The organism is Micromonospora sp. WMMD1128 (assembly GCF_027497235.1).
Classification (GTDB): domain Bacteria; phylum Actinomycetota; class Actinomycetes; order Mycobacteriales; family Micromonosporaceae; genus Micromonospora.
In genome coordinates this window covers 2,986,273-3,012,853 of sequence record NZ_CP114902.1, presented here as the reverse complement: position 1 = coordinate 3,012,853, position 26,581 = coordinate 2,986,273, and the positions used below count along the sequence as shown (strand labels likewise).

General features: G+C 74.8%; 29 protein-coding genes and 1 pseudogene. 12 read left to right on the top strand and 18 right to left on the bottom strand.

The window, feature by feature from the left end; all coding sequences use genetic code 11:
* Positions 1 to 9 precede the first annotated feature (9 nt).
* Positions 10 to 519 carry an NUDIX domain-containing protein gene (locus O7602_RS13870; protein WP_281589425.1) on the top strand — a complete coding sequence of 170 codons (510 nt, stop codon included), beginning with the start codon at positions 10 to 12 and terminating at the stop codon, positions 517 to 519.
* On the opposite strand, the gene O7602_RS13865 is transcribed toward O7602_RS13870, so the two are convergent.
* The 5 genes and pseudogenes from O7602_RS13865 to O7602_RS13850 all read right to left on the bottom strand — a co-directional run.
* The gene (locus tag O7602_RS13865; protein ID WP_281589423.1) at positions 520 to 1,536 is read right to left on the bottom strand and encodes a LacI family DNA-binding transcriptional regulator; all 1,017 of its coding nucleotides are present in this window, start codon (positions 1,534 to 1,536) and stop codon (positions 520 to 522) included. It abuts the gene before it with no gap.
* Positions 1,533 to 3,956, bottom strand: coding sequence for a glycoside hydrolase family 3 C-terminal domain-containing protein (locus O7602_RS13860; RefSeq protein WP_281589421.1), 2,424 nt, complete (start codon positions 3,954 to 3,956; stop codon positions 1,533 to 1,535). The genes O7602_RS13865 and O7602_RS13860 overlap by 4 nt, the downstream gene beginning before the upstream one ends.
* Positions 3,957 to 4,197: 241 nt before the next feature.
* Positions 4,198 to 5,424, bottom strand: coding sequence for an ROK family transcriptional regulator (locus O7602_RS13855; protein WP_281589419.1), 1,227 nt, complete (start codon positions 5,422 to 5,424; stop codon positions 4,198 to 4,200).
* Between the two features lie 71 nt (positions 5,425 to 5,495).
* Complete coding sequence (locus tag O7602_RS30960) at positions 5,496 to 6,020, bottom strand: hypothetical protein (protein ID WP_348651332.1); 525 nt, start codon at positions 6,018 to 6,020, stop codon at positions 5,496 to 5,498.
* 96 nt (positions 6,021 to 6,116) lie between these two features.
* Positions 6,117 to 7,828, bottom strand: a pseudogene (locus tag O7602_RS13850) (TIM-barrel domain-containing protein); the annotation flags it as partial.
* Positions 7,829 to 7,942: 114 nt separating this feature from the next.
* Here O7602_RS13850 and O7602_RS13845 point away from each other — a divergent pair.
* Positions 7,943 to 9,952, top strand: coding sequence for a beta-galactosidase (locus O7602_RS13845; RefSeq protein WP_281589417.1), 2,010 nt, complete (start codon positions 7,943 to 7,945; stop codon positions 9,950 to 9,952).
* A gap of 13 nt (positions 9,953 to 9,965) precedes the next feature.
* Here O7602_RS13845 and O7602_RS13840 read toward each other — a convergent pair whose 3' ends face one another.
* Entirely contained in the window at positions 9,966 to 10,616 is a 651-nt protein-coding gene (locus tag O7602_RS13840) for a LysE family translocator (protein WP_281589414.1), read from the bottom strand.
* Positions 10,617 to 10,716: 100 nt separating this feature from the next.
* On the opposite strand from O7602_RS13840, the gene O7602_RS13835 reads away from it, so the two are divergent.
* On the top strand, positions 10,717 to 11,265 hold the full coding sequence (locus O7602_RS13835; protein ID WP_281589413.1) for a GNAT family N-acetyltransferase: 549 nt from the start codon (positions 10,717 to 10,719) through the stop codon (positions 11,263 to 11,265).
* 31 nt (positions 11,266 to 11,296) lie between these two features.
* Here the strand turns inward: O7602_RS13835 and O7602_RS13830 are convergent, their stop codons facing one another.
* Positions 11,297 to 11,701, bottom strand: coding sequence for a DUF1232 domain-containing protein (locus O7602_RS13830; RefSeq protein ID WP_281589410.1), 405 nt, complete (start codon positions 11,699 to 11,701; stop codon positions 11,297 to 11,299).
* 87 nt (positions 11,702 to 11,788) lie between these two features.
* Positions 11,789 to 12,457 (bottom strand): HAD family hydrolase, encoded by a 669-nt coding sequence (locus tag O7602_RS13825; RefSeq protein ID WP_281589408.1) that lies wholly within the window; start codon positions 12,455 to 12,457, stop codon positions 11,789 to 11,791.
* A 52-nt stretch (positions 12,458 to 12,509) separates the two neighbouring features.
* Here O7602_RS13825 and O7602_RS13820 point away from each other — a divergent pair, with 52 nt between their 5' ends.
* Positions 12,510 to 13,001, top strand: a complete 492-nt coding sequence (locus O7602_RS13820) for a DUF1992 domain-containing protein (protein WP_281589406.1) — start codon at positions 12,510 to 12,512, stop codon at positions 12,999 to 13,001.
* A 24-nt stretch (positions 13,002 to 13,025) separates the two neighbouring features.
* Here the strand turns inward: O7602_RS13820 and O7602_RS13815 are convergent, their stop codons facing one another.
* On the bottom strand, positions 13,026 to 13,706 hold the full coding sequence (locus tag O7602_RS13815; RefSeq protein ID WP_281589404.1) for a TetR/AcrR family transcriptional regulator: 681 nt from the start codon (positions 13,704 to 13,706) through the stop codon (positions 13,026 to 13,028).
* 61 nt (positions 13,707 to 13,767) lie between these two features.
* On the opposite strand from O7602_RS13815, the gene O7602_RS13810 reads away from it, so the two are divergent.
* Positions 13,768 to 14,646 (top strand): 2-dehydropantoate 2-reductase N-terminal domain-containing protein, encoded by an 879-nt coding sequence (locus O7602_RS13810; protein ID WP_281589402.1) that lies wholly within the window; start codon positions 13,768 to 13,770, stop codon positions 14,644 to 14,646.
* Positions 14,647 to 14,808: 162 nt separating this feature from the next.
* On the opposite strand, the gene O7602_RS13805 is transcribed toward O7602_RS13810, so the two are convergent.
* From O7602_RS13805 to O7602_RS13785, 5 genes are all read right to left on the bottom strand, one after another.
* Positions 14,809 to 15,375: a DinB family protein gene (locus O7602_RS13805; protein ID WP_281589400.1), complete on the bottom strand. Its 567-nt coding sequence runs from the start codon at positions 15,373 to 15,375 to the stop codon at positions 14,809 to 14,811.
* On the bottom strand, positions 15,372 to 16,148 hold the full coding sequence (locus O7602_RS13800; protein ID WP_281589398.1) for a class I SAM-dependent methyltransferase: 777 nt from the start codon (positions 16,146 to 16,148) through the stop codon (positions 15,372 to 15,374). The genes O7602_RS13805 and O7602_RS13800 overlap by 4 nt, the downstream gene beginning before the upstream one ends.
* Positions 16,149 to 16,167: 19 nt before the next feature.
* The gene (locus O7602_RS13795; RefSeq protein ID WP_281589396.1) at positions 16,168 to 16,587 is read right to left on the bottom strand and encodes a nuclear transport factor 2 family protein; all 420 of its coding nucleotides are present in this window, start codon (positions 16,585 to 16,587) and stop codon (positions 16,168 to 16,170) included.
* Positions 16,588 to 16,816: 229 nt separating this feature from the next.
* Positions 16,817 to 17,275: an HNH endonuclease gene (locus O7602_RS13790; protein ID WP_281589395.1), complete on the bottom strand. Its 459-nt coding sequence runs from the start codon at positions 17,273 to 17,275 to the stop codon at positions 16,817 to 16,819.
* Positions 17,276 to 17,410: 135 nt separating this feature from the next.
* On the bottom strand, positions 17,411 to 17,719 hold the full coding sequence (locus tag O7602_RS13785) for a hypothetical protein (RefSeq protein ID WP_281589394.1): 309 nt from the start codon (positions 17,717 to 17,719) through the stop codon (positions 17,411 to 17,413).
* A 206-nt stretch (positions 17,720 to 17,925) separates the two neighbouring features.
* Between O7602_RS13785 and O7602_RS13780 the strand changes: the two genes are divergently transcribed.
* Entirely contained in the window at positions 17,926 to 18,756 is an 831-nt protein-coding gene (locus tag O7602_RS13780) for a pentapeptide repeat-containing protein (protein ID WP_281589393.1), read from the top strand.
* A gap of 41 nt (positions 18,757 to 18,797) precedes the next feature.
* On the opposite strand, the gene O7602_RS13775 is transcribed toward O7602_RS13780, so the two are convergent.
* On the bottom strand, positions 18,798 to 19,616 hold the full coding sequence (locus O7602_RS13775; RefSeq protein ID WP_281589391.1) for a TIGR04222 domain-containing membrane protein: 819 nt from the start codon (positions 19,614 to 19,616) through the stop codon (positions 18,798 to 18,800).
* Between the two features lie 114 nt (positions 19,617 to 19,730).
* Between O7602_RS13775 and O7602_RS13770 the strand changes: the two genes are divergently transcribed.
* The 4 genes from O7602_RS13770 to O7602_RS13755 all read left to right on the top strand — a co-directional run bounded on the left by O7602_RS13770 (position 19,731) and on the right by O7602_RS13755 (position 22,119).
* Complete coding sequence (locus tag O7602_RS13770) at positions 19,731 to 20,219, top strand: GNAT family N-acetyltransferase (protein WP_281589389.1); 489 nt, start codon at positions 19,731 to 19,733, stop codon at positions 20,217 to 20,219.
* A 91-nt stretch (positions 20,220 to 20,310) separates the two neighbouring features.
* Positions 20,311 to 20,877, top strand: a complete 567-nt coding sequence (locus tag O7602_RS13765; RefSeq protein ID WP_281589387.1) for an isochorismatase family protein — start codon at positions 20,311 to 20,313, stop codon at positions 20,875 to 20,877.
* A 129-nt stretch (positions 20,878 to 21,006) separates the two neighbouring features.
* Positions 21,007 to 21,534, top strand: a complete 528-nt coding sequence (locus O7602_RS13760) for a DUF2087 domain-containing protein (RefSeq protein WP_281589385.1) — start codon at positions 21,007 to 21,009, stop codon at positions 21,532 to 21,534.
* A 150-nt stretch (positions 21,535 to 21,684) separates the two neighbouring features.
* Entirely contained in the window at positions 21,685 to 22,119 is a 435-nt protein-coding gene (locus O7602_RS13755) for an Hsp20/alpha crystallin family protein (RefSeq protein WP_281589383.1), read from the top strand.
* Between the two features lie 5 nt (positions 22,120 to 22,124).
* Here O7602_RS13755 and O7602_RS13750 read toward each other — a convergent pair whose 3' ends face one another.
* Entirely contained in the window at positions 22,125 to 23,153 is a 1,029-nt protein-coding gene (locus O7602_RS13750) for a YafY family protein (RefSeq protein WP_281589381.1), read from the bottom strand.
* 83 nt (positions 23,154 to 23,236) lie between these two features.
* On the opposite strand from O7602_RS13750, the gene O7602_RS13745 reads away from it, so the two are divergent.
* Positions 23,237 to 24,223 (top strand): tyrosine-type recombinase/integrase, encoded by a 987-nt coding sequence (locus tag O7602_RS13745; protein WP_281589380.1) that lies wholly within the window; start codon positions 23,237 to 23,239, stop codon positions 24,221 to 24,223.
* A 136-nt stretch (positions 24,224 to 24,359) separates the two neighbouring features.
* Here the strand turns inward: O7602_RS13745 and O7602_RS13740 are convergent, their stop codons facing one another.
* On the bottom strand, positions 24,360 to 25,463 hold the full coding sequence (locus tag O7602_RS13740; protein ID WP_281589378.1) for a hypothetical protein: 1,104 nt from the start codon (positions 25,461 to 25,463) through the stop codon (positions 24,360 to 24,362).
* A gap of 161 nt (positions 25,464 to 25,624) precedes the next feature.
* A complete protein-coding gene (locus tag O7602_RS13735; RefSeq protein ID WP_281589377.1) occupies positions 25,625 to 25,996 on the bottom strand; it encodes a VOC family protein in 372 nt (123 codons plus the stop codon).
* A gap of 123 nt (positions 25,997 to 26,119) precedes the next feature.
* Here O7602_RS13735 and O7602_RS13730 point away from each other — a divergent pair, with 123 nt between their 5' ends.
* Positions 26,120 to 26,578, top strand: a complete 459-nt coding sequence (locus O7602_RS13730; protein ID WP_281589376.1) for a hypothetical protein — start codon at positions 26,120 to 26,122, stop codon at positions 26,576 to 26,578.
* Positions 26,579 to 26,581 lie beyond the last annotated feature (3 nt).

The window sequence follows — 26,581 nt, the reverse complement described above, 5'->3', positions numbered from 1 at the left end:
GTGCTCGCCATGCCCGTGTCGCCCTACATCGCCCGGCTGCGTCAACACGTCGGCCACGACCTGCTCATGCTCTACGGGGTCAGCGCCGTGGTGACCGACGACGCGGGGCGGGTGCTGCTGGCCCGCCGGGGCGACAACGGCCGCTGGTCGGTGCCGGCCGGCACCGTCGACCCGGGCGAGCAGCCCGCCGACGCGCTGGTGCGCGAGGTCCGGGAGGAGACCGGCGTCGACGTGGCCGTCGACCGGCTGGCCGGGGTGGCCACCCACCCGGTGGTCTACCCCAACGGCGACGCCTGCGAATACCTCAACGTGTGGTTCCGGTGCCGGGCCGTCGGCGGGGCGCCCACCGCCGACGGCGACGAGTCCCTCGCGGTGGCCTGGTTCACCCCCGACGCGCTGCCCGACCTCGACGACTGGGCCCGGCTGCGGATCGACTCCGCGCTGACCGACGGCGCCACGCCCTGGTACGCGGCGCCCGGGGAGCACCATCCGGCGCTGCGCCGCCCGGACAACCTCTGATCACCCGACGCTGGTGTCGCGCACGGTCAACCGGGGCTCCAACAACGTCACCTCCGGCACCGGCTCGTCGCGCAGACGCCGCATCAGCAACGTCACCGCCTGCCGGCCCACCTCCTCGGCCGGCACCGGCACGCAGGTCAACCCGGACGGCTCGGCCAGCTCGTCGGGGCAGACCGCGACCACCGCCACGTCCTGCGGCACCCGGCGACCCAGCAACGGCAGCGCCGCCAGCACCGGGCCGACCGCCGACTCGTTCTGCACCACCAGCCCGGTGACGTCGGGATGCGCGTCCAGCAGCGCCGCCAGGTCCCGGCGCACCGCCGCCGGACCCTCCTCGCAGGACCGGGTCACCGCGTCCACGCCGAGCCGTGCGGCGGCGGCCACCACCCCGTCGCGGGTGCGGTGGGCGAAACCGGTGCCCCGGTCGTAGACGGCGGCCGGGGCGCCGAGCAACGCGACGCGGCGGTGCCCGGCCGCCGCCAGGTGCTCCACGCACAGCTCCCCGGCCCGCCGGAAGTCCAGGTCCACACAGGCCAGGCCGGTGCTGTCGGCCGGATGCCCGATCAGCACGCCCGGCAGCGCCAACTCCCGCAGCAGCGGCACCCGGGAGTCCTCCAACTCCACGTCCATCAGCAGCACACCGTCGACGAGCGCGCTGCCGGCGATGCGGTGCAGCCCGGCCGGGCCCTCGTCGGCGGTGACCAGCAGCACGTCGTGGTCGTAGCGGCGGGCGGTGGTGACCACCGCGGTCGCGAACCGCATCACCACCGGCACCTGCATGCCGGTGCGCAACGGCAGCACCAGCGCGATCACGTTGGCCTTGCGGCTGGCCAACGCCCGCGCCCCGGCGTTCGGGTGGTAGCCCAGGGCCCGGACGCTCGCCAGCACCCGGCCGCGGGTGGTCGCCGAAATGGTGCGCTTGCCGCTGAGCACGTACGACACGGTGCTCGCCGCCACCCCGGCGTGGCGGGCCACGTCGGCGATGGTCACCTGCTCGCCGGCCGCCCGGCCGCTCACCGGGCGACCCCGCAGCGCCGCGCCACCGACCCGACCGGCACGTCGCCGCCGGTCACGGTGAGCGCCCCGACCAGCCGCACGTCGCGGGCGGAGCGGCCGACCAGCACCGAGTGGGTGGCGTCCTCCACCACCGCCGCGGCGCGGTCGGCGTCCCACCAGCACAGTTCGGCGGTACGCAGCCGCAGCGTCACCCGGGCCGCGCAGCCCGGCTCCAGGGTGACCCGGGCGAAGTCGCGCAACTGCCGCAGCGGCTGCTTGACCCGGGAGCGTCGCTGACGGGTGTAGAGCTGCACCACCTCGGTGCCCGGGCGGCGGCCCGTGTTGGTGACCTCGACGCTCACCTCGACCTCCTCGCCGGCCTGCGCCGTCGCGGTGCTCAACCGGAGATCAGCGTAGTCGAACCGGCCGTAGCTGAGTCCGTGGCCGAACGGGTACAGCGGCTCCCCCCGGTGGTAGAGGTAGGTGGCGTCGGCGCCGATGACGTCGTAGTCGAGCAGGTCGGGCAGCTCGGCGGTGTCGGCGTACCAGGTCTGGGTGAGCCGGCCACCCGGGTCCTCCGCGCCGAGCAGCACGTCGGCGAGCGCGTTACCGTGCTCCTGCCCGCCGTGGGCGCTCCACACCACCGCCGGCAGGTGCTCCCGCGCCCAGCCGACCGCGTACGGGTAGCTGCTGGTCAGCGCCAGCACGGTGCGCGGGTTCGCCGCGTGCACGGCGCGCAGCAGCTCCTGCTGGCCGCTGGGCAGGGTCAGGTCGGCCCGGTCCTCGGTCTCCCGGCCGTTGACCATCGGATGGTTGCCGAGCACCACCACGGCCACGTCGGCGGCGGCGGCCAACGCGGCGGCCTCGGCGGCGCCGTCGACGCGCAGCTCCACCGTGAACGCGGCGGGGTCGCCGGTGGTGACGCTGAGCCGGCCGTCCGGAGCGACGCCGACGTGCCGCCCGGTGGCCAGGTGGTGCAGCAGCGCGGTGCCGTCGGGCCGGTGCTGCGGGCGGAACGTCTCGCGGACCACCCAGCCACCCGGACCGGGCCGGTCGACGACGAGCGCGCCGGCCTCGTCCGCGCCGACGTACCGGCCGGAGTCGACCGCGCGCAGCGCGACCACCCCGTGGCCCCAGTCGACCACGTCGAACTCGGTGGGCGCCGCGTCGGCCAACGCCAGCGGCCCGCCGTCGGCGCCGCGCACCGCCCGGCCGTCGACGCGCAACGCGACCCGGTCCGCGCCCGGGTGGGTGGTCACCTCCGGCAGCCGCCCGAGCAACCCGGCGTACGGGCTGACCGCGTACGGCAGGGTGCCGCTGTACCAGTCGGTGAGCACCGTGTCGGCGAGCGGGCCGAGGACCGCGACCTGCAGGTCGGCCGGAAGGGGCAGCAGCCCGTCGTTGGACAGCAGCACGATCGACTGGCGGGCGGCCTCGCGGGCGAGTTCCCGGTGGGCCGGGCAGTTCACCACGTCGGCCGGCACGTCGGCGTACGGGTCGTGGCCGGGCGGGTCGAGGTCGCCCAGGCGCAGCCGGACCGACAGGATCCGCCGGACCGCCCGGTCCACGTCGGACTCGTTGATCAGCCCGCGCGCCAGCGCCTCGGTGAGCCGGTCGACGGTGGGCGCGGGGTCCTCGTCGTCCTCGGTGAAGCTGTCCACGCCGGCGCGCAGCGCGGCGGCGAAGCCGGTCACGTGGTCGGGCAGGTGTTTCTGCACGCCGGCGATGTTGCCGACCGCCCCGGCGTCGCCGACCACCATGACCTCGTCGTCGGCCCAGCCGCGCAGCTCGCCGTTGATCAGTGGGCTCAGGTGCGCCGGCACGCCGTCGACCAGGTTGTACGACGCCATCACGGCCACCGCCGCGCCGGCGGCCAGCGGCGCGCGGAAGGCCGGCAGCTCGTACTCGTGCAGCACGCGCGGCGGCAGGTCGCTGGAGGTGACGGCCCGGTCGGTCTCGTTGTTGTAGCCCAGGAAGTGCTTGAGGGTCGGTGCGGTCCGCAGGAGCGTCGGGTGGTCGCCGCGCAGCCCGCGCGCGTAGGCGGTGGCGAGGTGGCCGGTCAACCAGGGGTCCTCGGACCAGCCTTCCTCGTTGCGGCCCCACCGGGGGTCACGTAGCGGGTTGACCACGGGCGCCCACACGTTCAGGCCGACCCGCCGCGGGTCGGCCCGGTGCTTGGCGCGCACCTCGTCGCCGGCGGCGGCGCCGACGGCCCGGATCAGGTCCGGGTTCCAACTGGCGGCGAGGCCGAGCGCCTGCGGGAACACGGTGGCCTCGCCGAGCCAGGCCACGCCGTGCAACGCCTCGGTGCCGGTGCGGAACGCGGGCAGGCCGAGTCGGGGGACCGGGGCCTGCCACTGGTGCAGCAGGCCGAGCTTCTCCGGCACGGTGAGCCGGGCGAGCAGGTCGTCCAGCCGGTGGTGCGGGGTGCGGTCGGTCATGTCGGGCGCCTCCGGGTGGGCGTGCGGGCGCCCGCTCCGCCCGTCGAAGCGCTTCGACGGACGAGTCGGTGGTCGGCGGCGCGCACGCGCGTGTAAGCGGGTGGTGGTGGGGCCGGCGGGGTCGGCCCGGAGCGTTGGTGAAGCGCTTCGACAACCGCCGGAGAACACGCCGCCCGCGGAAGTGCCCGGTCCCGGTGGCGGCGCTTCCGAGGTTGGCACCCGGCGGCGGCGCGGTCAAGAGTCACGCGGCAGGCAGTTGCCCGGCCTCCACTGTGGCCAGCGCGGCGGTGGCGCCACCGAGCGCGCTGGCCGCGGACCCCAACGCGCTGGCCTCGATCCGGACCGTGGCCGGTGGTCCGGCGCTGCGGGCGGCCAGTTCGGCGCGGGCGGCCGGCAGCAGCCACGGCGCGAGCGCCGCCAGGTGCCCGCCGACGGCGACGACCTCCGGGTCGAGCAGGTCGACCAGGACGGACACCGCCTGCCCGAGCTGCCGGCCGATCTCGGTGAGCCCGGCACGCACCGGCTCGTCACCGGCGCGGGCGAGGGCCTGGATCCGTTCGATCTCCGGCAGGTAGTCGGTGATCGGGCCGTCCAGCGCCGCGTCGGGCAGCAGACGGCGGACCACGGCGTCCACGCCGGCGAGCGCGGTCAGGCAGCCCTGCCGGCCGCACCGGCACGCCGGCCCGTCGGGTGCGCCGGCCAGCACGGGCAGGTGACCGATCTCGCCGGCGAAGCCCCGGCCGCCGCGCAGCAGCCGGCCGCCGCTGACCAGGCCGGCGCCGATGGCCAGCCCGCCGGTCAGATGCACCAGGTCGGCCGTGCCGGCGTACGGGCCGTGCCGCAGCTCGGCGCAGGCGGCGAGGTTGGCGTCGGTGTCGACGCCGACGGGGAAGCCGGGATCGTGCAGCGCGCGGCGCAGCTCGGCGGCGAGCGGCACATCGCGCCAGCCCAGCGCGGGCGCGGCCGGCACGGCGCCGGCGGCGTCGACGAGTCCGGGCACGCCCACGGTGAGGCCGAGCACGGTGCGGTCCGCGCCGGTGATCCGGGTGACCGCCCGGCGGGTCAGCGCGGCGAGCGCCCGTACCGTCTCCTGCGGGCCGGCGGTCGCGGCGGCGAACGCCCGCCGCCAGGTGAGCAGCGGCCCGCCGGTCAGGTCGGCGGCGACCACGACCAGCTCGTCGGCGCCGATCTGCAGGCCGAGCCCGACGTATCGGGAGCCGTCGAGCACGAGCATGGTGGCCGGCCGGCCGACCCGGTTCTCGGTCAGCCCGGTCTCGCGCAGCAGCCGGTGCTCGATCAGCTCGCTGACCAAGCTGGAGACGGTGGCCTTGTTGAGCCCGGTGTGCGCGGCCACGTCGGCGCGGGAGCAGGGCGCGTGCCGGCGCACGTGGCGCAGCACCACCGCCCGGTTGGCCACCCGCACGTCGCCGAGGTCGGCCGTCTGGACCGGCCGGTCGATGCTGATCACGTGGTGCCCGCCTCCCGCGCCGCCGACCATCGAGTTCGGCTACAGCTTAAACTAAATAGGCGCGGCGCCCGTCAGGTGCCGAACCAGGGCTCGAACGGAGTCACCGGCACCGGTTCGCCGTTGAGCGTGATCCGGCGCGGCGCGTCCGCGCCGACCACGCTGACCCGGCGGACGTCGAGCGGCCCGTCCACCCGGACCCGCAGCGTGTCGCCGTCGCGGGTGGCGGTGACCGTGGTGTCGCCGCCGTCGTCGTGCACCACGCCCACCCCGTCGACGCCACCCCACGAGACGAGTGTGACCTCACGGAACGGGCCCTCGGCGACGGTCGTCGCGGGCGGCGCCACCGGCACCAGCGCGCCCCGACGCACGTACAGCGGCAGCCGGTCGAGCGGCACGCGTACCCGCAGGTGCCGGCCGCCGGCGTGCCGCTGCCCGGTGGCCGCGTCCAGCCAGTCGTCACCGGCCGGCAGGTAGACGGCGCGCTCCCCGCACGGGTCGAGCACCGGCGCCACCAGCAGGTCGGTGCCGAGGCGGTACTGGAGGTCGCTGGTCCAGGCGGTCGGGTCGTCGGGGGTGTCGACGAGCAGCGCCCGCATCATCGGGGCGCCGGTGCGGGCCGCGGCCACGGCCGCCGACCACAGGTACGGCAGCAGCCGGTAACGCAGCCGCAGCGCGGCCACCGCGTGGCGTTCCGCCTCGGGCGGGAAGTCCCAGGGCAGGCGGCTGGTGGTGCCGTGCAGCCGGACCAGCGGCGACAGTGCGCCGAACTGGGTCCAGCGCACGTACAGGTCGGGTTCCGGGGTGCCGTGGAACCCGCCGGTGTCGTGGCTCCAGAACGGCACCCCGGACAGCCCGTGGGACAGCCCGCCGCGCAGCGTGCTGGCCATGCCCGGCCAGGTGGCGTTGACGTCGCCGCCCCACTGCGCGCTGTGCCGCTGCCCGCCCAGGTACGACGAGCGCGCCCAGACCGTGCGGTGCCCGGCGACCTCCTCGGTGACGTCGGCGACCACGTCGTTGAACAGCAGCGCGTAGACGTTGTGCAGTTCGACGCCGCTCATGCCGTTGTGCGCCACCGCGTCGGCGGGTACGGCCTCGGCGAAGTCGGTCTTGAAAACCGCGACGCCCTGGGCCAGCAGGGGGCGCAGCAAGCCCTGGAACCAGCGCACCGCCGCCGGGTGGTGAGGTCCACGATGGCGCAGACCGGGTAGCTGCCGTGCCAGGTGTCGGCGACGTACGTGGCGCCGTCGGGGCGGCGCAGGAAGTAGCCGGCGGCCTCCGCCTCGGCGTAGAGCGGGCTGCCGGTCATCAGGTAGGGGTTCATCCACAGGCACACCCGGAAGCCCTGTTCGGCGAGGTCCTTGAGCATCCCGGCCGGGTCGGGGAACGCCTGCTCGTCCCAGCGCAGCTCCGACCAGCGCCCGGCGACCTGCCAGTAGCAGTCCAGGTGCAGCACGTCGCAGGGGATGCCCCGGTCCCGGATCAGCCGGGCCCGCTCCCGCACGCGCTGCTCGCTGTCCGGGAAGAACCCGGAGGAGATCCACGCGCCGAACGCCCACTTCGGCGGCAGGTACGGCCGGCCGGTGAGCGCGTCGAGCCGGTCCAGGACCTGCGCCGGGGTCGGGCCGGCCAGCACGTAGTAGTCGAGCAGGTCGTCCGGGACCAGCAGCTGCACGCTGCTGTGGGTGCTGGTGCAGACGTCGAACTGCACCGGCAGCCCGCTGTCGACGAGCACGCCGTAACCGCGGTCGGACAGGTAGAACGGCACGTTCTTGTGTGACCGGTCGGACTCGCCGCCGAACGCGTCGAAGTTCCACATCAGGGGCCGCTGGCCGCGCTTGTCCAGCGGGGTGAACTTCTCCCCGAAGCCGACGAACCGCTCGTCGCCGGGTGCGACGAAGCTCTCGTGCCAGGCGACCGGCTCGCCGTCGACGGTGGAGCGACCCAACGGCAGGGTGCGTCGCCGGCCGCTGATGTCCCGGGTGCCGCTGTCGCCGGCCAGCAACAGCCGACCGTCCGCGGCGAGGAAACGCAGCCCCCACGGGTCGAGGCGGATCTCGGCGACCACGGCGCCGGCGTCCACCCGCGCGTACGTCTCGTCCACGGTGACCTCGGCCGGGTGCGGTTGCGGCCGGGTCAGGTCCAGCGCGCGGGCGGAGCGGCTGCGCACGGAGAGGTCGTCGGTCAGGCGTACCCGCAGGATCCCGTCCCCGGCGGCCTCGACGCGGCCGACGAGCGTGCGACCGGAGCCGCAGGTGACGGTGAGCGTGACACCGTGCGGGTCGGTCGCGGCCACGCGCGCCCGCAGCACGTCGTCGGCGCCCTCCTCACCGGGGGCGCGGACCGGCAGGTCGGGCGGGTCGGCCACGAACGTCTCGTACGGGACCAGCGGCGGGCGGTACGGCATGGGCGTCTCCTCGCGGCGACACGGGCGGTCCCGCAAGTTTCTTTGGAACCACAACTAACTGTCAATGATCGACGGCATTGACTTTCCGCCCCACCTGTTCCTACTTTGGCGCAGATGACAACTAAAGCGCTGTGGAGCGACGGCGGGCTCCGCTACGGCGGCGACTGGAACCCGGAGCAGTGGCCGCCCGAGGTGTGGCGCGACGACGTCGCCCTGATGCGCGCGGCCGGCGTCGACCTGGTCACCGTCGGCGTGTTCGCCTGGTCCCGCCTCGAACCCGCCCCCGGCCGCTACACCCTCGACTGGCTCGACCGGGTGCTGGACCTGCTGCACGACAACGGCATCCGGGCCGCCCTGGCCACGCCCACCGCCTCCCCACCGCCCTGGTTCACCCTCAACCACCCCGGCGCGCTGCCGGTCACCGCCGACGGGGTACGCCTGCACCACGGCAGCCGGGACACCTACTGCGCCGCCGCGCCCGCCTACCGCGCCGCCGCCCGCCGCATCGCCGAGGTGCTCGCCGCCCGGTACGCCCACCACCCCGCGCTGGCGCTGTGGCACGTGCACAACGAGTACGGCACCACCTGCCACTGCCCGCACGTCGAGGCCGCGTTCCGCCGCTGGCTCACCGACCGCCACGGCGACCTCGACGCGCTCAACGACGCCTGGGTCACCAGCTTCTGGAGCCAGCACTACTCCGACTGGGCGCAGATCGGCCCGCCCCGCGCCACCCAGTACCTGGGCAACCCCGGCCACCTGCTCGACTTCCGCCGCTTCTGGTCCGACACCCTGCTGTCGGCGTACACCGAACAGCGGGACCTGCTGCGGGCGGCGAACCCGTCGGTGCCGGTGACCACCAACTACGTCCTCGGCGACTGGGTGCCGGTCGACCACGCCCGGTGGGCGCGCGAGGTCGACGTGGTCGCCGTCGACCACTACCCGACGCGGGTCGACCGGGGCGCGGAGGAACAGACCGCGCTCGCCGCCGACCTCGCCCGCGGCTGGGCCCGCCACGGCGCCGGCCGACCCGCGCCGTGGCTGCTGATGGAGAGCGCCCCCAACCAGATCCACACCGCCGGGCGGATGCACACCAAGGAACCCGGCCGGATGACCCGGCACAGCCTCGCCCACGTGGCCCGCGGCTCCGCCGGGGTGATGTTCTTCCAGTGGCGCGCCCCGGCCGGCGGCGCGGAACGGTTCCACTCCGCGGTGGTGTCCCACGCCGGCGCGGACACCCGCGTGTTCCGCGAGGCCAGTGACCTCGGCGCCGCGCTGCGCCGGCTCGAAGGGACCGCGACCGGCCACGTGCAGGCGCGGGTGGCGATCGCGTACGACGCCGCCAGCGGCTGGGCGCTGCGCCACCCGGGGATGCCCCGCGACGGCCTCGACCACCCCGGCGAGGTGGCCGCCGCGCACCGGACGCTGTGGCACGCCGGCATCACCGCCGACCTGGTGATGCCGGGCGACCCGCTCGACGGGCACCGGCTGCTCGTGCTCCCCGCCCTCTACCTGGCCTCCGACGCCACCGCCGACTGGGTACGCCGGCACGTCCACGCCGGCGGGCACCTGCTCGTCACCTGGCTCAGCGGCGTCGCCGACGAACACGCCCGGATCCGCCTCGGCGGCTACCCCGGCGCCTACCGGGACCTGCTCGGCGTGCGGGTGGAGGAGTTCCACCCCCTCGCCGACGACGAACGGGTGCCGTTGACCAGCGGCGGGATCGGCCGGATCTGGTCCGAGACGGTGCACCTGGCCGGCGCCGAGACGGTCACCGCGTACATCGGCGGGGTGCTCGACGGCCGCCCCGCGGTCACCCGCCACCGGATCGGCGCCGCCCGCACCTGGTACGTCTCCACCCGACCCGACGACGACACGTACCGCCGGCTGCTCGTCGACGCGGCCCGGCTCGCCGGCGTCGTCCCGACCTGCCCGGCGGCCCCGCCGGGCGTCGAGGCGGTCCGCCGCCGCGACGGCGACCGGAGCTGGCTGTTCCTGCTCAACCACACCGACCGGCCGCAGCGGGTGCCGGCCACCGGACACGAACTGCTCACCGATGCGCCGGTCGACGACGCGGTCACCGTGCCGCCCGGCGGCGTGGCGGTGCTGCGCGAACCGCCCGGCTGACCCGCGTACCGCCTCAGGGCGTGGCGACGGCGGCGCGGGAGCGGTCGGCGGCGATCCGCACCGCGAGCCCGGCCAGCACGGTGCCCATCACGTACCGCTGCAGGCGCGCCCAGGCCGGGCGGCGGGTGAGGAACGTCGACACCGCGCCGGCGCTGAGCACGATCACCGCGTTCACGGTCAGCGCGATGCCGATCTGGGTCGCCCCGAGCAGCAGGCTCTGCACCGCCACGTGCCCGCGCGCCGGATCGACGAACTGCGGCAGCAGCGACACGTACAGGATGGCGATCTTCGGGTTCAGCAGGTTGGTCACCAGACCCATGGTGAACAGGCGCCGGGGCCGGTCCGGCGGCAACGGCAGCGGCGTGAACGCCGACCGGCCGCCCGGGCGCAGCGTCCGCCACGCCAGCCAGAGCAGGTATGCCGCGCCGGCCAGCTTCACCGCCGTGTAGAGCGGCGGGACCAGCACGAACACGGTGGCGATGCCGGCCACCGCGGCGGCCAGGTAGACCAGGAAACCGACCGCCACCCCGAGCAGCGACACCAGACCGGCCCGCCGCCCCTGGGTGACCGAGCGGGACACCAGATAGACCATGTTCGGCCCGGGCGTGAGCACCAGACCGAGCGCCACCAGGGCGATCCCCATCACCGCACCGAACGTGACCACGCCGCCTCCCGCCGTAGACCCTGCCCGGACCCTACGCCGCCCGCCGCCGCCGGGAGGTCCGGGCTCGCGGCCGGGGCCGGTGACGCGCGACACTCGACAGATGCCCGTCGTGCTGTCCGCCGCCGCCACCCCGACCGCGCCCGGCCTGCTGCTGCGACCGTGGCGCGACGGCGACGCCGAGGCGTTGCTGGAGGCGTACCGGGATCCGGTGCTGCGCGCCTGGACCCGCTGGCCGGTGACCACCCGGGCCGAGGCGCGGGCGTTCCTGCGCCGCGCCCGGCAGGGCTGGGCCGCCGACCGCCGGTTCAGCTTCGCCGTGCTGGAACCCGAGCCGGCGGGGGAGCGGCTGGTGGCGTGCGTGGTGCTCAAGGAGGTCCGACCCGGCTGCCCGGCCGCCGAGGTCGGCTACTGGACCGCCGCCCCGGCCCGCGGGCGCGGCGTCGCGCCCCGCGCGGTCGACGCGGTCACCGGATGGGCGTTCACCCGGTTCGCCGCCGCCGGCCTGACCCGCATGGAGCTGTTCCACCAGGTCGACAACCCGGCCTCCTGCCGGGTGGCGGAGAAGAGCGGGTACGCCTTCACCGAGGTGCTGCCGGCCCGCCCGCCGTTCCCCCGCGACGGCCACCGGCACGTACGCCGGCTGCCCTGAACCGGCGCCGGCGACGTGCCCCGGCGTCGCGTCACCGGCGACGTGCCCCGGCGTCGCCGAGCAGGCGCAGCAGCAGCCGAGGCTCACCCGGCCACGCGTCGAGCAGCACCTGCCGGGGCACCTGCCGCCCGGCATAGCGCAGGGCGAGGGCGACCACGACGACGTCGTCAAGCGGGCCGATCACCGGCAGGAACTCCGGGATCAGGTCGATCGGGCTCGCCAACCAGATCGCGGCGACGACGATCGCGACCCGGGCCCGGCGCGGCACCCGCGGGTCGCGGCGCAGGCGGCGCACCGTGGTCAGACAGTCGGGCAGGAACGCGGCCAGGTCCCGCAGCGGCCCCGGCGGCAGCCGTCGGGCCAGCAACACCAGCACCGCCCAACCCGCGACCACGCCGGCCGCCGCCACCGCGAGTCCGACCAGCCAGTCCCGCACGCCACCGCCCTTCTCTCGTCCGCCGGCACACTACGCGCAGCCGGCCGGGTTCCGCCTTGATCGCGACGCGCCGGTGCACCTGCACCATCAGCCGGCAGGCAGGTCCCGCGTCAGAAGGATCTGGACCGCGTCGGTCACGGTGGCGGTGGTGAAGTCGGGTGCGGGGCCCGTGAACTCCTGAAACGTTCGGGTCGGTCGCAACCAGATCGTGTGCAGGCCGGCGCCGTGACCGCCGGCGATGTCGAGTGTCAGGTCGTCGCCGACCATCCACCCACCGCGCTGCGTGGATGTCCCGCATCGTTGCGCGATGATCTGGAAGATCGTCGGATCAGGCTTGCGGATGCCCACCTCGTCGGAGATGCAGCAGCCGTCGACGAGGGCGTCCAACCCGGTACGGCGGATCTTCCCCTGCTGGTTGTCGGCCATGCCGTTGGTCACGATCCCGATGCGCCAGCCCGCCGCGCGCAGCTGCCGGAGCGCGTCGCGGTCCTCGGCTCGGCAGGAGACCAACTCGGGCATGCGCCGGCGGTACTGCTGCCAGAGGTCCCCGGCGGCCTGCCGGAGCGCGAATTCGTCGCGGACCGCGGCGAAGAAGGGGCCTCGGGGGCCGGACATGTGTGCGTCGGTGGCGATCAGCCAGGTCAGGGCCTTGTCGTCAAGCCCACGATCGGTCACGAACTCTTCCGCCCATGCCCGGAACGCCGCCTGACGGTCGATGAGTGTGTCATCGAGGTCGAACAACGCCAGTCGCTGCATGGTCGCACAGTAGATCACGGTTCGATCGATCCGCCCGGGCCGGATACGGTGTATGCGGGAGGTGACGGCGGTGACGTACGGCTGGGAGGCCGCGGTCGAGGCGCAGATCCGCTCGGCCCAGGAGCGTGGGGAGTTCGACAACCTGCCGGGCGCCGGCAAGCCGATCCCGGGCCGGGACGCGCCCTACGACGAGGGCTGGTGGATCCGAGGTTTCATGGAGCGGGAGCAGATCCCGTCGGACCTGATGCTGCCCACCCCGCTGCAACTGCGCCGGCGCATCGAGCAGCTCCCCGACGAGGTGCGGGACCTGCCCACCGAGGAGGCGGTCCGGTCGTACGTGGCGGTGCTCAACGCCGAGGTGGTGGCCTGGCTGCGCACCCCCACCGGCCCGCGCGTGGTGGTCCGCCCGGTCGACGTCGACGAGGTGGTACGCCGCTGGCGGGCCGACCGGCAGCGCGCCGTCCCGGCCACGGCCGTCGAACCGGTGCCGCACGTCGCCCGTCCGGCGCGGACCCGGCGGCGGTGGCGCTGGTGGCGCCGCTGAAACCCGCCCCGGTTCACCGCATCGTCATGGTCTCCGGTCACACGGTCCGGCCGCCGACCGCGGCCGTCCCGAGACGTCAGGTCCGGTCGGTGGCGCGCTCATCGCCGCGGTCAGGAACGTGATCGCCCAGTTCCGGGCGGCCTGGCCCGTTTCCGGGGGGAGGCTGGCCGGAGGATCCTGGTGGTAGACCCCGACGCGGTCCACGGCGGTCACGGCGAGGATCCCCCGCATCCGGAACCACAGCTCTTCCTGGGGGAGGCCGGGCAGGGCGCGCTCGAAGGCCGCCACGAAACGGTCGCGGACCGTGTCCGTGGCTGGGCCGGTCCAGTTGCGCACCTCCTCGGCGGGATCGCTGAGGATCATCACGATCAGCCGGGACGTCCGGGCACCGCCCTCGTCGCCGGCCCGCATCCGGTCGAACAGCGGCCCCGCGAACGCCTCCACCAGGTCGGCGACGGGCGGGTCCGGGGTCTCGGCGAGCACCCGGTCGAGGCCGGCGGCCTGCGCGGCGGTGATCGGCTCGATCACCCGGCGGGCGACCGCGGCCAGGAGTTCCGCCTTCGAGCCGAAGTGGTACCCGATGGCGGCCAGGTTCGCTCCGGCGCGGTCGGTGATCGCGCGGATCGAGGCACCACGGTAGCCGTGCTCGGCGAACAGGTGCTCGGCCGCGTCGAGGATCTGGGTGCGGGTATCGGATGACCCCATGAGCAGCTACTCTACAGACGTACGATTTAAACGGACGTATGAATGACTGGGTGGGATAGACATGAAACTGCTGGTGTACGGCGCCGGGGTGTGCGGCAGCCTGCTCGCCGCCCACCTGCACGAGGCCGGGCACGACGTGTCGCTCCTGGCCCGGGGCGAGCGCCTGGCCGCCCTGCGCCGGCACGGCGTGCGGCTCGCCGAGCAGACCAGCCCGACCGTCCGGCGGGTGCCGGTGCCGGTGGTCGAGCACCCGGACGGTGCGTACGACCTGATCGTCGTCGTCGTCCGCGCGCATCAGGTGGACGCGGTGCTGGAGTCACTCGCCGGCCTCGAAGGCGACGTGCTGTTCCTGGTCAACTGGGCAGCCGGCGCGGCGCCGCTGGGCGCGGTGATCGGCCACGAGCGGGTGCTGCTCGGCTTCCCCACCGCCGGCGGCACGATGGACGGTGACGTGGTCCGCTACCGCGCGCCCACCTTCCTGAACCGCCTGGCCCCGATGCCGATCGGCGAACCCGACGGCCGCGCCACCCCACGGCTGGAACGGATCGCGCGGGCGTTCCGCGCCGCCGGCATCAACGTCAAGGTCGAGCCGCGGATGGACGCCTGGCTCACCACGCATGCCGCGTTCGCGACGCCGCTCGGGCAGGCGGTGTACGCGGCGGGCGGCCCGGTGGCGCTGGCCGACGATCCGGACGCGATCCGCCACATGATCGGCCTCATCCGGCAGAACCTGGCCGCCATGCCGAGCCCGCCGGTCCCGCGCGGATTCGGTGCGTTGCGGACGCTGCCGGAAGGGCTGCTCGTAGCCGTGCTGCGGCGTTTCCTGCGCAGCTCGGCGGCGCTGCACAGCGGGCTCAGTAACACCGCGCCCGCCGAGGCGGCCGAACTCGCGCGGACGGCCGAACAGCTACGAGCCGCCGCAAAGGTGGGAAGGCGGTAGACGCTCCGCATGCGCCGGGACGGAGCCTGCCGGGGACCGGCCGCCCGGTCTGACGACCGGAGGGCGATCGCGAACCGGGCCAGGCGCGGGCGTCGCATCGTGGCCAGACGGTCGGGCCACGTCGCGGACGCTGTTCGTCCGCAGCCGGTGGCGTTGGGGGCGTCAGCCGATCGCGGCTCGCCAGGTCCACGACGTTCTGCGGGGCTGCTCGCCCAGCGCGGCCCGGCCGGTCAGCCAGAGCAGCACCGACGCCGGGTCGCCGGCCGGCGCGTCGGGAAAGAGCCGCTGCACCACCCCGGCGCACAGCCCGGCCGGCATCGACCAGCCCAGGTCAAGGCCGGCGGCCACGTCGTGGGTGTGCAGCAGGGTCTCGGCCACGCCCATCGCGGCGAAGCCGCCCGGATCGCAGGGACCCCAGTGCCAGGCCCGATCCGTCGGGTCGGCGCTGTCCACCAGGGCGGCCAGCATCCCGGCGGCGGCGGTCGCCACGGCCAGCACGTCGGCCGGTCGCGCGTCGGGGCGTACGCGCAGGTCGAACGGGAGATACGCGTCGCCGGGACGACCGGCGACCTGACCGGCGTACCCGGCCAGGTCGTGCGCGACGTGCGCGGCGGTGGTCCAGCACGACCAGTCCAGGTCGCCTGCGCGTACCGTCCAGTCCCGGTCGGTGACCGGCCCCAGCGCGGCGGTCATCGCGGCGGCGGCGCGGCGGACGTCCGTGCCGTTCACCGGCGCCGCACGCGCAGCACGCAGGTCAGCATCGGGAGGGTGAACTCGCCGTCGGCGGTTTCCGGCCGGCTGGCCAGGAACGCGCGGATCCGGCCGAGCGTGCGCTGCCGTTCGCCTGCCGGCATGACCAGCATGCCGGCCCGCGTGGCGAGCGTCGCCACCAGGGAATCGGCGGTACGGCGCTGCCCGTGCGGGAACTCGGCCTGCTCCGGCGCGTCGAACCGAGCGGGTTCGCCGTTTATCGGCAGGTGCATCCGCGCCGTCTCGACCCGCCAACCGACCGGCGTGTCGCGGGGGCCGACGGCGGCGCTGCCGCTGACCTCGGCCAGCCCGGCGACCCAGTCGACCCGGTCGTCCAGGACGTTCCACAGCCCGGCCAGGACGCCGCCGGGCGCGAGGACCCGGGCGATCTCGGGACCGGCCACGGCCATGTCGAACCAGTGCATGGCGTTGCCGGCGACCACGGCGTCGACGGAGCCGTCGGGCAGCGGGATCGCCTCGGCGCTGCCGGGCAGCGCGCGGACGCCGGGCAGCGCGCGGCGCAGCTCGGCCAGCATCGCCGGGTCCGGCTCGACCGCGATGGCGTCGACGCCGACCGCGTTGAGCGTGGCGGTGAGCTTGCCGGTGCCCGCGCCGAGGTCGAGCACCCGGCGGCCGGGCGCGGTGTCGAGCGCCCAGCGCACCGCGGCCTGCGCGTAGTCCGGGCGGTGCTCGGCGTACGCGGTCGCCGCCGCGCCGAACGACGAGGAGTGCCGGAGCTCATGCTGTTCCATCGTGTTCCTCTCGTGCGCCTCAGCGCTCGCCCGCGCCCCCGGCCAGCGCCGCCATCAGGGGCAGCGGGTTGATGTAGTCGCGGTACGACACGACCTGGCCGTCCCGGACCCGGAACACCGCGATCACCGTCTGCTCGAACGGCGCGCCGGTCGCGACGACGGTGCCCACCGCCTCGTACTCCACGACGACCACCTCGGGGTCGGTGGTCTCGTGCGTCACCACGTCGCGGTGCTCGTCGAAGGTGATGAGCGTCCCGGCCGTCTCGGTCAGGTGTCGGCGGATCTCCGCGCGCCCCCGCACCCGCCCGGGCACACCCGCGGGTCGGAACGGCCACTCGATGTATCCGTCCGGGGCCATGGACGCCACGAACGCCTCGACGTCCTGCTCGCGGCCCGCGCGCAGGACCCGTTCGACGACCTCCCGCGACGACGCTGCCATCGATGCCTCCTTCGTGGATGCGGTAGACGGGTCAACCGTAGTGCCGGTCGCGGCCCGGCGGGGTGCCCGAGCCTCCGCATTGATTTAGCGAATTACCGCTAATGAAAATCCGCTAAATCACCGCCACGAAAGCCGCAAATCGCACGCACACCATAATGACAGTTCTTGTGCGTAAGTAATCAGCCTGGTGTAATCGGTCGCGCAGCCCGCCATCGGTCCCGCCGTGAACTCAGGGCCGGTAGCCGGCCTTCGCGGCGGCGACCTCGGCGGCACGCCGCTCGCGCCATCGCCGCTGGGCGTCGCTGTTGCAGCGGCGGCACACCCTCCGGAGCCGCCCGGTGGCCGGGTCGAGCTCCCGGTCGTGCCCGTTACGGCACGTCGACGGCTGCCGACGCTCCCGACAGTTGTCGGCGTGACTGAGCTGGCGCAGGTGGGTCGGCTCGATGCAGTCGGGGACGCCGCAGTCGTGACGTACCTCGAGATCGGGCCGGTAGCTACCCACGAAGACCGCGTACGCGGCGACGTGCGCCCAGGCCCGACCGGCAAGCTTCTGGTGGACGCCACGTCGGCTGCCGTAGCCACGCACGACGAGGCAGCCGCTTGGTAGTCGCTGCGACCGCGCCAGCAGATAGGCCCTCAGCGACTCCTCGGTGAAGTGGCGGGACAGCCCGGTCACCTGAGACAGCATCCGGTGAGCATAGGCAGCGCCATCTCGCCGAGGTGGCGGCATCGGTGCGAGCGGGACACCTCCACCTCGGCGAGGTGGCGTCGATCATGCGCCCCGGTGGAGCCAACCCCGGCCGGAGCGGCTTCACCGGGGCGGTCAGCCCTGCGTGCGGTCGTCGATCTCGGTGCCCGACTCGCCGGGCCGGGCACCGATCGCCTCCTCGGCGGCCCGGCCGCCGGTGCTCTCGTCACCCTGCCGCAGGGAGCTGCGGGGCAGCCCCGCCAGGTGCGCCGGGTCCTCGACCGACTGGTCGGGCCAGTCGTCCTGGGTGCCGTCGGCCAGCCCGGCCCGGCGCAACACCTCGACCAAGTCGTCGTGCGACAGGCGCTCGGCATCCGAAATCCCGGCCCCACGCGCCATCGACCGCAGCGTCTTCAGGTCTTCGCTCGCGAATGTCTCGGCCATGCCGGAGCCTTCCCGGCGCCCAAGACAAGGAAACCTACCCCGGCCGGCCGTACGCTTTCGTTCCGCGGTGGGTGGTCCTGCGCCGAAACGAGCCCGATGGGGGAGACGCGCGGGCTCGACCCTCTGGTCGAATGGTGACCATGCCGCCAGCACGTCCCGGTCGTATGCGCCCAGGACCGTGGCCCGGCCGACTACGTCGCGTCCGAGTGTCCGCCGCCGACCCGCCTCGCCGCGACCTGGCCGCCTGGACGGGGGTCGCCACCGCCCTCGTCGCCGCCCTCGGCGCACTGGTCTTCAACGGCATCTCCGCCGTCACCACCAACCGGCAGACCGAACAGGCCCGGCAGGGCCAATTGACCGACCGCTACGCCAAGTCGGTGGAGCAGCTCGGCGGCGCCTCGGCCGAGGTGCGCCTCGGTGGCATCTATGCGCTTGAACGCCTGATGCGGGACTCACCCGCGGACCAGCCCACGATCGTCGAGGTCCTCGCCGCCTTCATCCGGGACAACGCCAACCGGCGGACCGTCACCGGCGCTGTCCCGACCGCTTCAGCCGGGGCGGACCCGCGCTCCGCCTACCGGCACCGGGAGGAGGACATCCTGGCGGCGATCGCGGTCCTCGGTCGGCGTGACACCCGGCACGACACCGCCCGACAGCGCGTCGACCTGTCGTTCACCAGCTTCGCCGGACTGAACCTCACCGGCGTACGCCTCGCCCGCACGACCCTCACCGGCGCCGACTTCCGCGGCGCGGTTCTCAGCGGCGCCGATCTCGACTACTCCATCCTGGCCGGAGCGGACCTGCGCGAGGTCAGCATGCGGATCACCTCCCTGCACTGCGCCGCGTTGACCAACGCGAACCTGACCGGCGCGGATCTCACCGGCGCCGACCTGTCCGGCGCGCGGCTCGACCTGGCGCGCCTGGACAACGTGAACCTGGACGGCGCGACGCTGCCCGCGGCGGCGGACCTCGACCTGTCCGTGGCCAGGGGAACTCCCGATCCGAGCGGGAGCGCGACGGCGCCCTGGCAGTGCTGACCGGGGCAACGACCACCGGTGCGCCGTCCTCGGCGGCCCGCTCACCGGCGGGCGGGTTTGCGCTCCGGGCGGGGACGGCCGCGCTCCGGGTCGACGCCGACCTGGACGGCGAAGGCCGGATCGACGGCGAGCAGCGGCCGGGGGCCGAACAGCGCCATCGCGGTCAGCAACGCGTCGGTGTCCCGGCCGGCCCAGGTGGGACGGCGTTCGGGGTCCAGGTCGGCGTGCTCACGGCGTAGCCGGCGCAACAGCCGGCGGGCGGCGGCGCCGGTTTCCGGCACCTCGGTCAGCCACCAACCGCCGAGCGCGGTGGCCAGGCAGCACAGCAGCAGCCCGGCGACCGAGGCCGGACCACCGGCGGTCCGGCCTTCGACGGCGCTCTCCAGCAGCCGGGTCACGCCGACCGCGGCGACCAGGAACAGGGGCACGGTGCCCAGGGCGACCCGCCGCCGCTGGGCGCGGGTGAGCAGCCAGCCGTCGCGGACCAGCCGGCCGACCATCCGGCGCAGCGCCCGGCCGACGTCGGGGTCGGCGAGGACCGCGGCCCAGGTCTGCGGGCGGCGCAGCGCGGTGTGCAGGGCGCGGACCAGGGCGGCCGGCCGGTGCGGCGGTGGGCCCTCGGCGTGGAGGGTGGCGAGGTCACCGACGCTCACCCCGCCGGCGCGGCGCAGCGCGGCCACGCCGACCTGGCAGGCCAGTAGCGCCCGGTCGGTGAGGTACGCCAACTCGACCTGGTCGGGTGTCGCGCCGCGGGTCCGGCGGCCGGTCGACTCGCGTACCGCCAGGGCGACCGCGACGGCCACGGCGACCGCGCCCAGGTAGTCGAGGAGGAAGAGCGGCCCGCTGACACCCCAGAGCATGGCGACAAGTATGGCCCGCGGTTTTCGGGGGGCGGCACGGCCCGCGGTGTCGCCGGCCCGGATGACCGGAAAAGCGGTGGCGGGGCGTACCGGGCCGGCGCTAGCGTGCCGGCGATGCGCATCCGCGACTGCACCGACGCCGACTGGCGGCACATCTGGCCGATCGTCGAGGACGTCATCACCGCCGGCGACACCTTCGTCTACGACCCGGCGTGGCCGGCCGAGGTGGCGCGCAAGGTGTGGATGGAACGCCCGCCGGGGCGTACCTCGGTGGCGGTGGACGACGACGGCACGGTGCTCGGCACCGCGAAGATGGGCCCCAACCGGCCCGGGCCGGGGTCGCACGTGGCGACGGCGAGCTTCATGGTCTCCGCCGCCGCCCGCGGCCGGGGCGTCGGCCGGGCGCTGTGCGAGGACGCGCTGGACTGGGCCCGCCGGGCGGGTTTCGCCGCGATGCAGTTCAACGCCGTGGCGGAGACCAACACCGCGGCCGTGGCGCTCTACCTGCGGTTGGGGTTCACCGTGATCGGCACCGTGCCGGAGTCGTTCGCCCACCCGACGCGCGGTCGGGTGGGACTGCACGTCATGCACCGGTTCCTGTGACCGGCCCCGGCGAGCGCGTCGGAGCCGGCCGGGAAGTGTCGGGGGCTCCGGTTAGGTTCGCCCGGACGACAGCCGCCGAAGGAGCCTCGCGATGACCACGCTCACCGACCGTCCGCACACCGCACTGTTGGTCATCGACGTGCAGAACGGCGTGGTGGGCGACGCCCACGACCGCGACCGGGTGGTCGCCAACATCGCCGCCCTGGTCGACCGGGCCCGCGTCGCCGGCGTGCCGGTCGTCTGGGTGCAGCACCGCGCCGAGCATCTGCCCGCCGACAGCGAGCCGTGGCAGATCGTGCCGGAGTTGACGCGCCGCGACGGCGAGCCGCTGGTGCACAAGACCTACGGCGACTCGTTCGAGGGCACCGACCTGGAGCAGGTGCTCGCCGCCGCGCGCGTGGGTCGGCTGATCGTGACCGGCGCGCAGACCGACGCCTGCGTCCGTTCGACGTTGCACGGGGCGTTCACCCGGGGCTACGACGCGACCCTGGTCGCCGACGCGCACACCACCGAGGACCTGTCCGCCTACGGCGCGCCGCCGCCGGCGCAGGTCATCGCGCACACCAACCTCTACTGGGGTTTCCAGAGCGCCCCGGGCCGCACCGCCGGCACGGTCGACACCGCCGACGTCGACTTCGACGCCACGGTCCCGGCCTGACCCCGCCACGGTCCCGGCCTGAGCCCGCCACGGTCCCGGCCTGAGCCCGCCACCGTCCGGGCCTGGCCGCCGGGCGCCCGGACGGAAAACGCCTGGCCGTCTCCGGGGGCCGGTGGCAGGCTGCCGGTCATGACCGCTCAAGCTCTGGCGGGGGCGCTCGCCGACGAGCGTCGCCGCGTCGCGTTCGCCGCGATCGCGCTCGGCGCCCGGGACGTGCCCGACGTGGTGGCCCGCACCGGCCTGTCCGCCCGCGACGCCGCCACCGCCGTGCGTCGACTCACCGACGCGGGCGTGCTGGTCGACGGCGCCCCCGGGCTGCGGGTCGACGGTGACCGGTTGCGGGAGTTCGCCCGGGCCGGCGCGGCGGCGCCGGCGGCACCGGCGGCCGACCCGCGCGAGACGATCCTGCGCACGTTCCTGCGCGACGGCGCGCTGACCCGGCTGCCGGCGCAGCGCGGGCGCCGCCGGGTGCTGCTGGAACACATCACCGCGCGCAGCTTCGAGGTGGGGCGGCGCTACCCGGAACGGGCGGTGGACGACCTGCTGCGTCCCTGGTGCGCCGGCGGCGAGGCCGACCACGTGACGCTGCGCCGCTACCTGATCGACGACATGCTGCTCAGCCGCGAGCACGGTGTCTACTGGCGGACCGGCCCGTGACCGGCCACCGCCCTCGCCCGCGGCGGGAAGGCCGCCGCGGGATCGACGGCTTGACGGCGTGGCGACGCCGCGCTAAAACAGAAACCGGAAGTTGAGTCACCTCGACTCAACACGAGACCTTGGATCAGGAGAACCGAGGAGGCAAGGGCCATGTTGATGCGTACCGACCCGTTCCGTGAGATCGACCGGATCGCCGAGCAGTTCTTCGGCACCACCGCCCGCCCGGCCGTGATGCACCTGGACGCCTACCGCGACGGCGACCACTTCTACGCCGCCTTCGACCTTCCCGGCGTCGATCCGGACAGCATCGACTGCACCGTCGAACGCAACGTGCTGACCGTCCGCGCCGAGCGACGCCGCCCCACCGGCGACAAGGTCGAGCTGGTCGCCGCCGAGCGGCCGATGGGCACGTTCACCCGGCAGCTGTTCCTGGGCGACACGCTGGACACCGACCGGCTGGAGGCCGGCTACGACAACGGCGTGCTGACGCTGCGCATCCCGATCGCCGAGCGCGCCAAGCCGCGGCGCATCACGGTCACCGCGCCCGCCGAGAGCAACGGCCACCGGCAGCTCACCACCGCGTGAGCGCCTCACGCCGACGCGGGGGACGCCGGAGCGCCGGCCGCCCCCGCGCTGGCGTCGGCGTCGGCCGGATAGAGCCGGGTCAGCGCCCGCGCGGTCGCGGTGAACCGGTCGCGCAGTTCCGCCGGGGCCAGCACCTCCACCTCGGCGCCGAGCTTGAGCAGCTCGGCGTGGGCGTGACGCACCGACTCGATCGGCACGGTGGTCTCCAACCAGCCGTCCGGTCCGGGTTCGCCGGCCGCCGTCCGCGCCGCCCGGCTCATCTCCGGCGGGAAGACGTACGGCATGAACTCCAGCGCGGCGGCGGTGAGCCGGATCCGCGCCTGGTCGCGGTAGACGTCGCGTTCGTACCGGGCGGTCCACTCCCGCCAGTAGGCGGCCAGGTCGAACCCGTCCGGCCGCTCGTACCGCTCGTCGGTGACCGCCGCGTCGAGCACCGCGCCGACCCGGTAGGTGCGCAGCTGATCCGCGCACCGGGCGACCAGATACCACCGTCCGGCTTTGAGTACCACGCCCAGCGGGGCGACCAGCCGGGTGACCTCCCGTGGGGCGCGCCAGCGCCGGTAGCGCAGCCGCACCCACCGGTCGTCCCACACCGCGCCGGCGAGCGTGGCCAGGTGCGGGGTGGCCTCCGGGTGACGGAACCAGCCGGGCGCGTCCAGGTGGAACCGCTGCCGGATCCGGCCGCTGCGGTCGGCCAGGTCGTCCGGTAGCGCCGCGCGCATTTTCAACTCGGCGGCGGCCACCACGGACGCCAGGCCCAGTTCCGCGGCGGGGCCGGGCAGTCCGGTGAGGAACAGCGCCTCGGCCTCCGGGCCGGTGAGCCCGGTGAGGCGGGTCCGGTAGCCCTCCACCAGTCGGTAGCCGCCGGCCGGGCCGCGGTCGGCGTACACCGGGACGCCGGCGGCGCCGAGGGACTCGACGTCGCGGTAGACGGTCCGCACCGACACCTCCAGGGCGTCGGCGAGTTCCTGGGCGGTCATCCGCCCCCGGGTCTGCAGGAGCAGCAGGAGGGAGACCAGCCGGCTGGCGCGCATCCGGTGACGGTAACCCGTGCCGGGAATCCGGTCGGCGGCGCGCCTCGTCGCGAAACGCGCCGCCGACTGAGAACCTTTCTCACATGCTGCGTCCCGAGGTGCTTCCCCGCGCGCGTCCCGCCCTGCCCGGTGGCCCGGCCGACTTCACCGAGGCGTGGCTGCGCAACCGCCGCCTGTCCGAGCACACCCGCGACGCGTACCGGCGGGACGTCACCGGTTGGTTGCGCTGGTGCGCCGAGCGCGGGTTGGAGCCGCTGCGGGTCACCTTCCTCGACGTCAACGCGTACGGCCGGGACCTGGAGTCCACCCCGCGCGGGCGGGACGGCCGCCCGCTCACCCCGGCCACCGTGGCCCGCCGGCTGTCCGCGCTGTCGAGCTGGTACGACTTCCTGGTGAAGCTGGGGGCGGTGCCGGCCAACCCGGTCGCCGCCGCCGACCGGCCCCGGGTCGACCGGGACCACTCCGCCACCGTCGGGCTGAGCCCGGACGAGGTCGACGCGCTGCTCGCCGCCGCCGAGGCCGACACCGGCCCGACCGCCGCCCGGAACCGGGCCGTCGTCGCGCTCCTGGCCGACCTGGGGCTGCGGGTCGGCGAGTTGGTCTCGCTGAACCTGGCCGACCTGGGCGCGGAGCGCGGGCACCGCAGCGTCCGTTTCGTCGGCAAGGGCGGCAAGGTACGCCGCCGCGCGCTCACCCCGGGCACCGCGTACGCGCTCGACGCCTACCTGGCCGACCGGGCCGCCGCCCATGGTGTGACGGTGCCGGAGCTGACCGGTCCGCTGCTGGTCACCGCCTCCGGCGGGCGGCTGGACCGGCACGCCGTGTTCCGGCTGGTGCGCCGCCTCGCGCAGACCGCCGGGATCGCCGCCTGGGCGCGGTTGTCGCCGCACTCGCTACGGCACGCGTTCGCCACCACGGCCCGCTCCGAGGGGGTGCCGCTGGAGGACGTGCAGGACGCGATGGGCCACGCCGATCCGCGCACCACCCGCCGCTACGACCGGGACCGGCACAACCTGGACCGGGACCCGGCTTACGCGATCTGGGCGGCCCGGGCCCGCCGACGCGGCTGAGCGTCGAACCCGGCCGTAGTTCGGGTCGCGGTCGCCCGCGGTCCGCTGCGCTGATCCCTCAGACTGGAGCACCGGGGCGGCGGAGGGCCGCCGCCCCGGTGCTCCAGTCAGCCGGGATCCCGTTCCGGCCGGCCGGTCAGAAGTTCTTCGTGAAGTCGTACAGCACCAGCGCGGTGTCGTCGAAGTACGGTGACGCCACCCAGGTCGCCCGGTCGGCCCGGCTGTTGATGCCGTTGACCAGACCCCACTGCCCGTCGTAGTTGATCAGCCAGGAGCCGCCGCTCGCCCCGCCGGTGAAGTTGCACGGGGTGATCTTGATGGTCTGCGTCCACACCGCCGGGTTCTCCTGCACGGAGCTCGCGGCGCACTGCTTGAGCCGGCGGCCGTTGAACGGTGCCTCCGCCGGGTAGCCGAACGCGTTCATGAACTGGTTCACGCCTGCGTTGACCCACAGACCCTGCGCGCCGTACCGGTTGATGTGCTGGCCGCCCTGCGTGCCCATGACAGCCACGGCCATGTCCTCGGCGAAGTTCGAGTCGTTGATCCACGCCGTCATGGTCCACAGCCCCGTCGCGGTCCAGGTGCCGAGCGGACGCGGGTTGGCCGCATCGCCGTTGTACGCCGGGACGAAGGTCCAGTTCGAGGCCAGGGTGCCGCCCCGGCCGCCGTGGATGCAGTGGCCGGCGGTCCAGACCTCGTTGCCGGCGGCCGTGTTCACGATCGTGCCCGAGCAGACGTAGTTCTTGCCGTCCATGGTGAAGAAGACCTTGCCGGCCGTGAACGCGGTCGGGTGGCTGGTCGGCAGGTTGGGGTCGGTCGCCTGGGTCGTCATACCCCCGGTGGTGGCGCCGCGAGCGGGCGGGACGATCAGCTCCTGGCCGCTGTTGCGCGGCGCGGGCGCGGACTTGAGGCCGGCCTGCGGCACCGTCAGGGCGCGCCGGTACTGCTCGGACTCCTCGACCGGGCGCGCGGCGCGCATCCGCGCCGGGGTCCAGTACGCGGCCAGCACCGCGTCGCGCGACAGCCGCTGTCCCGCCGCCGCCTCGGCGGCCCGGGTCGCGTCCGCGGTGACCGTCGGGGTGAAGCCGGTGATCCCGGCGGCGGCGGCGCCGGGCGCGTCGGCCACCGCGTCGCGTTCGGCCGCGTCGGCTCCCGGCCCGACGACCAGCACGGGCACCACGATTGAGGCGATCGCCAGGGCCCGAAGGGCCCGTCGTGATCCGGTCGACCAAACCTTCATCTGTGCGGTCCTCCCTTTGCGGCGCCACCTGTCGCAGCGCCTCTGCGTACCGTGACCCTGGGCCCTGCGCACGTTCGGGAGGGCCGATCATGGACACGGCTGGACAGGGTTGGACACGCCTGGACGGCAGCGCCGGCGGGCCGCGGCCCGCCGGCGCCGGATCAGTCCTTGCGGCGGGGGCACAGGCAGAACGGCTGCCCGATCGGGTCGAGCAGCACGGTCCAGCCCACGCCGCCCGGCTGGAACTCGGGTCGCGTCGCGCCGACGGCCAGCAGGTCCTTCTCGGCCAGCGCCACGTCGTCGACGACGAGGTCGAGGTGGTAGCGCTTGGCGCCGGTCTCGTCCGGCCAGACCGGGGGTGTCCAGCCGGGCACCAGGCCGAAGCCGATCGAGGTGCCGCCGGAGACGATCATGGCGTACTCGGCCTGGCTGTGGGTGATCTCCCAGCCGAGGGCGTGGGCGTAGAAGGCGGCGTGCGCGGCCGGGTCGGAGCTGTCCAGGTTGACCATCGCGAGGTCGGCGTGTGTCGTCATGGCGGGCAGTCTGCCGACCCTACCTGCCATCTCCTGTCAGGTACGTCCGGCGGATCGGGGCGGAGGGGCGGGCCCGGCGCAACCGGCTGCGGGCCGCCCACCGGTTGCCTACCGTCGGTGGTGATGGGCAGGGAGCAGGTGTGGCACCGACCGGCCCGGCGTCGCCAGCCGCTGCGCGCCGGTGCGCTGGCCGCCGGCCTCGGGCTGGGCACCTGCCTGATCGGCGTGGCCGGCCTCGCGGTGTGGAACGCGCAGGTGGTGTTGCAGGCCGGCGGGCCGGTGCGGGAGACCGCGGACGGATTCTTCCGCGACGTCGCGGCCGGCGACACCGACCGGGCGTACGGGCGGCTGTGCCGCGACGCGCGTAGCCGGTGGAGCCGGGCCGGGTTCGGCAGTTGGGTGCGGACCCCGCCGCTGGTCAGCGGCTACGAGATCGTCGACGTGTCGGTGACGACCCGCGCCGGCCGGCCGCGCGCCACGGTGGTGGTGCGGCTCAACCGCGACGGCGGCGGCAGCGAGGAACGCGAGTTGCCGGTGGTGTCGGAGGACGGGACGTGGCGGGTGTGCGGGGACCCGTTCTAGCGG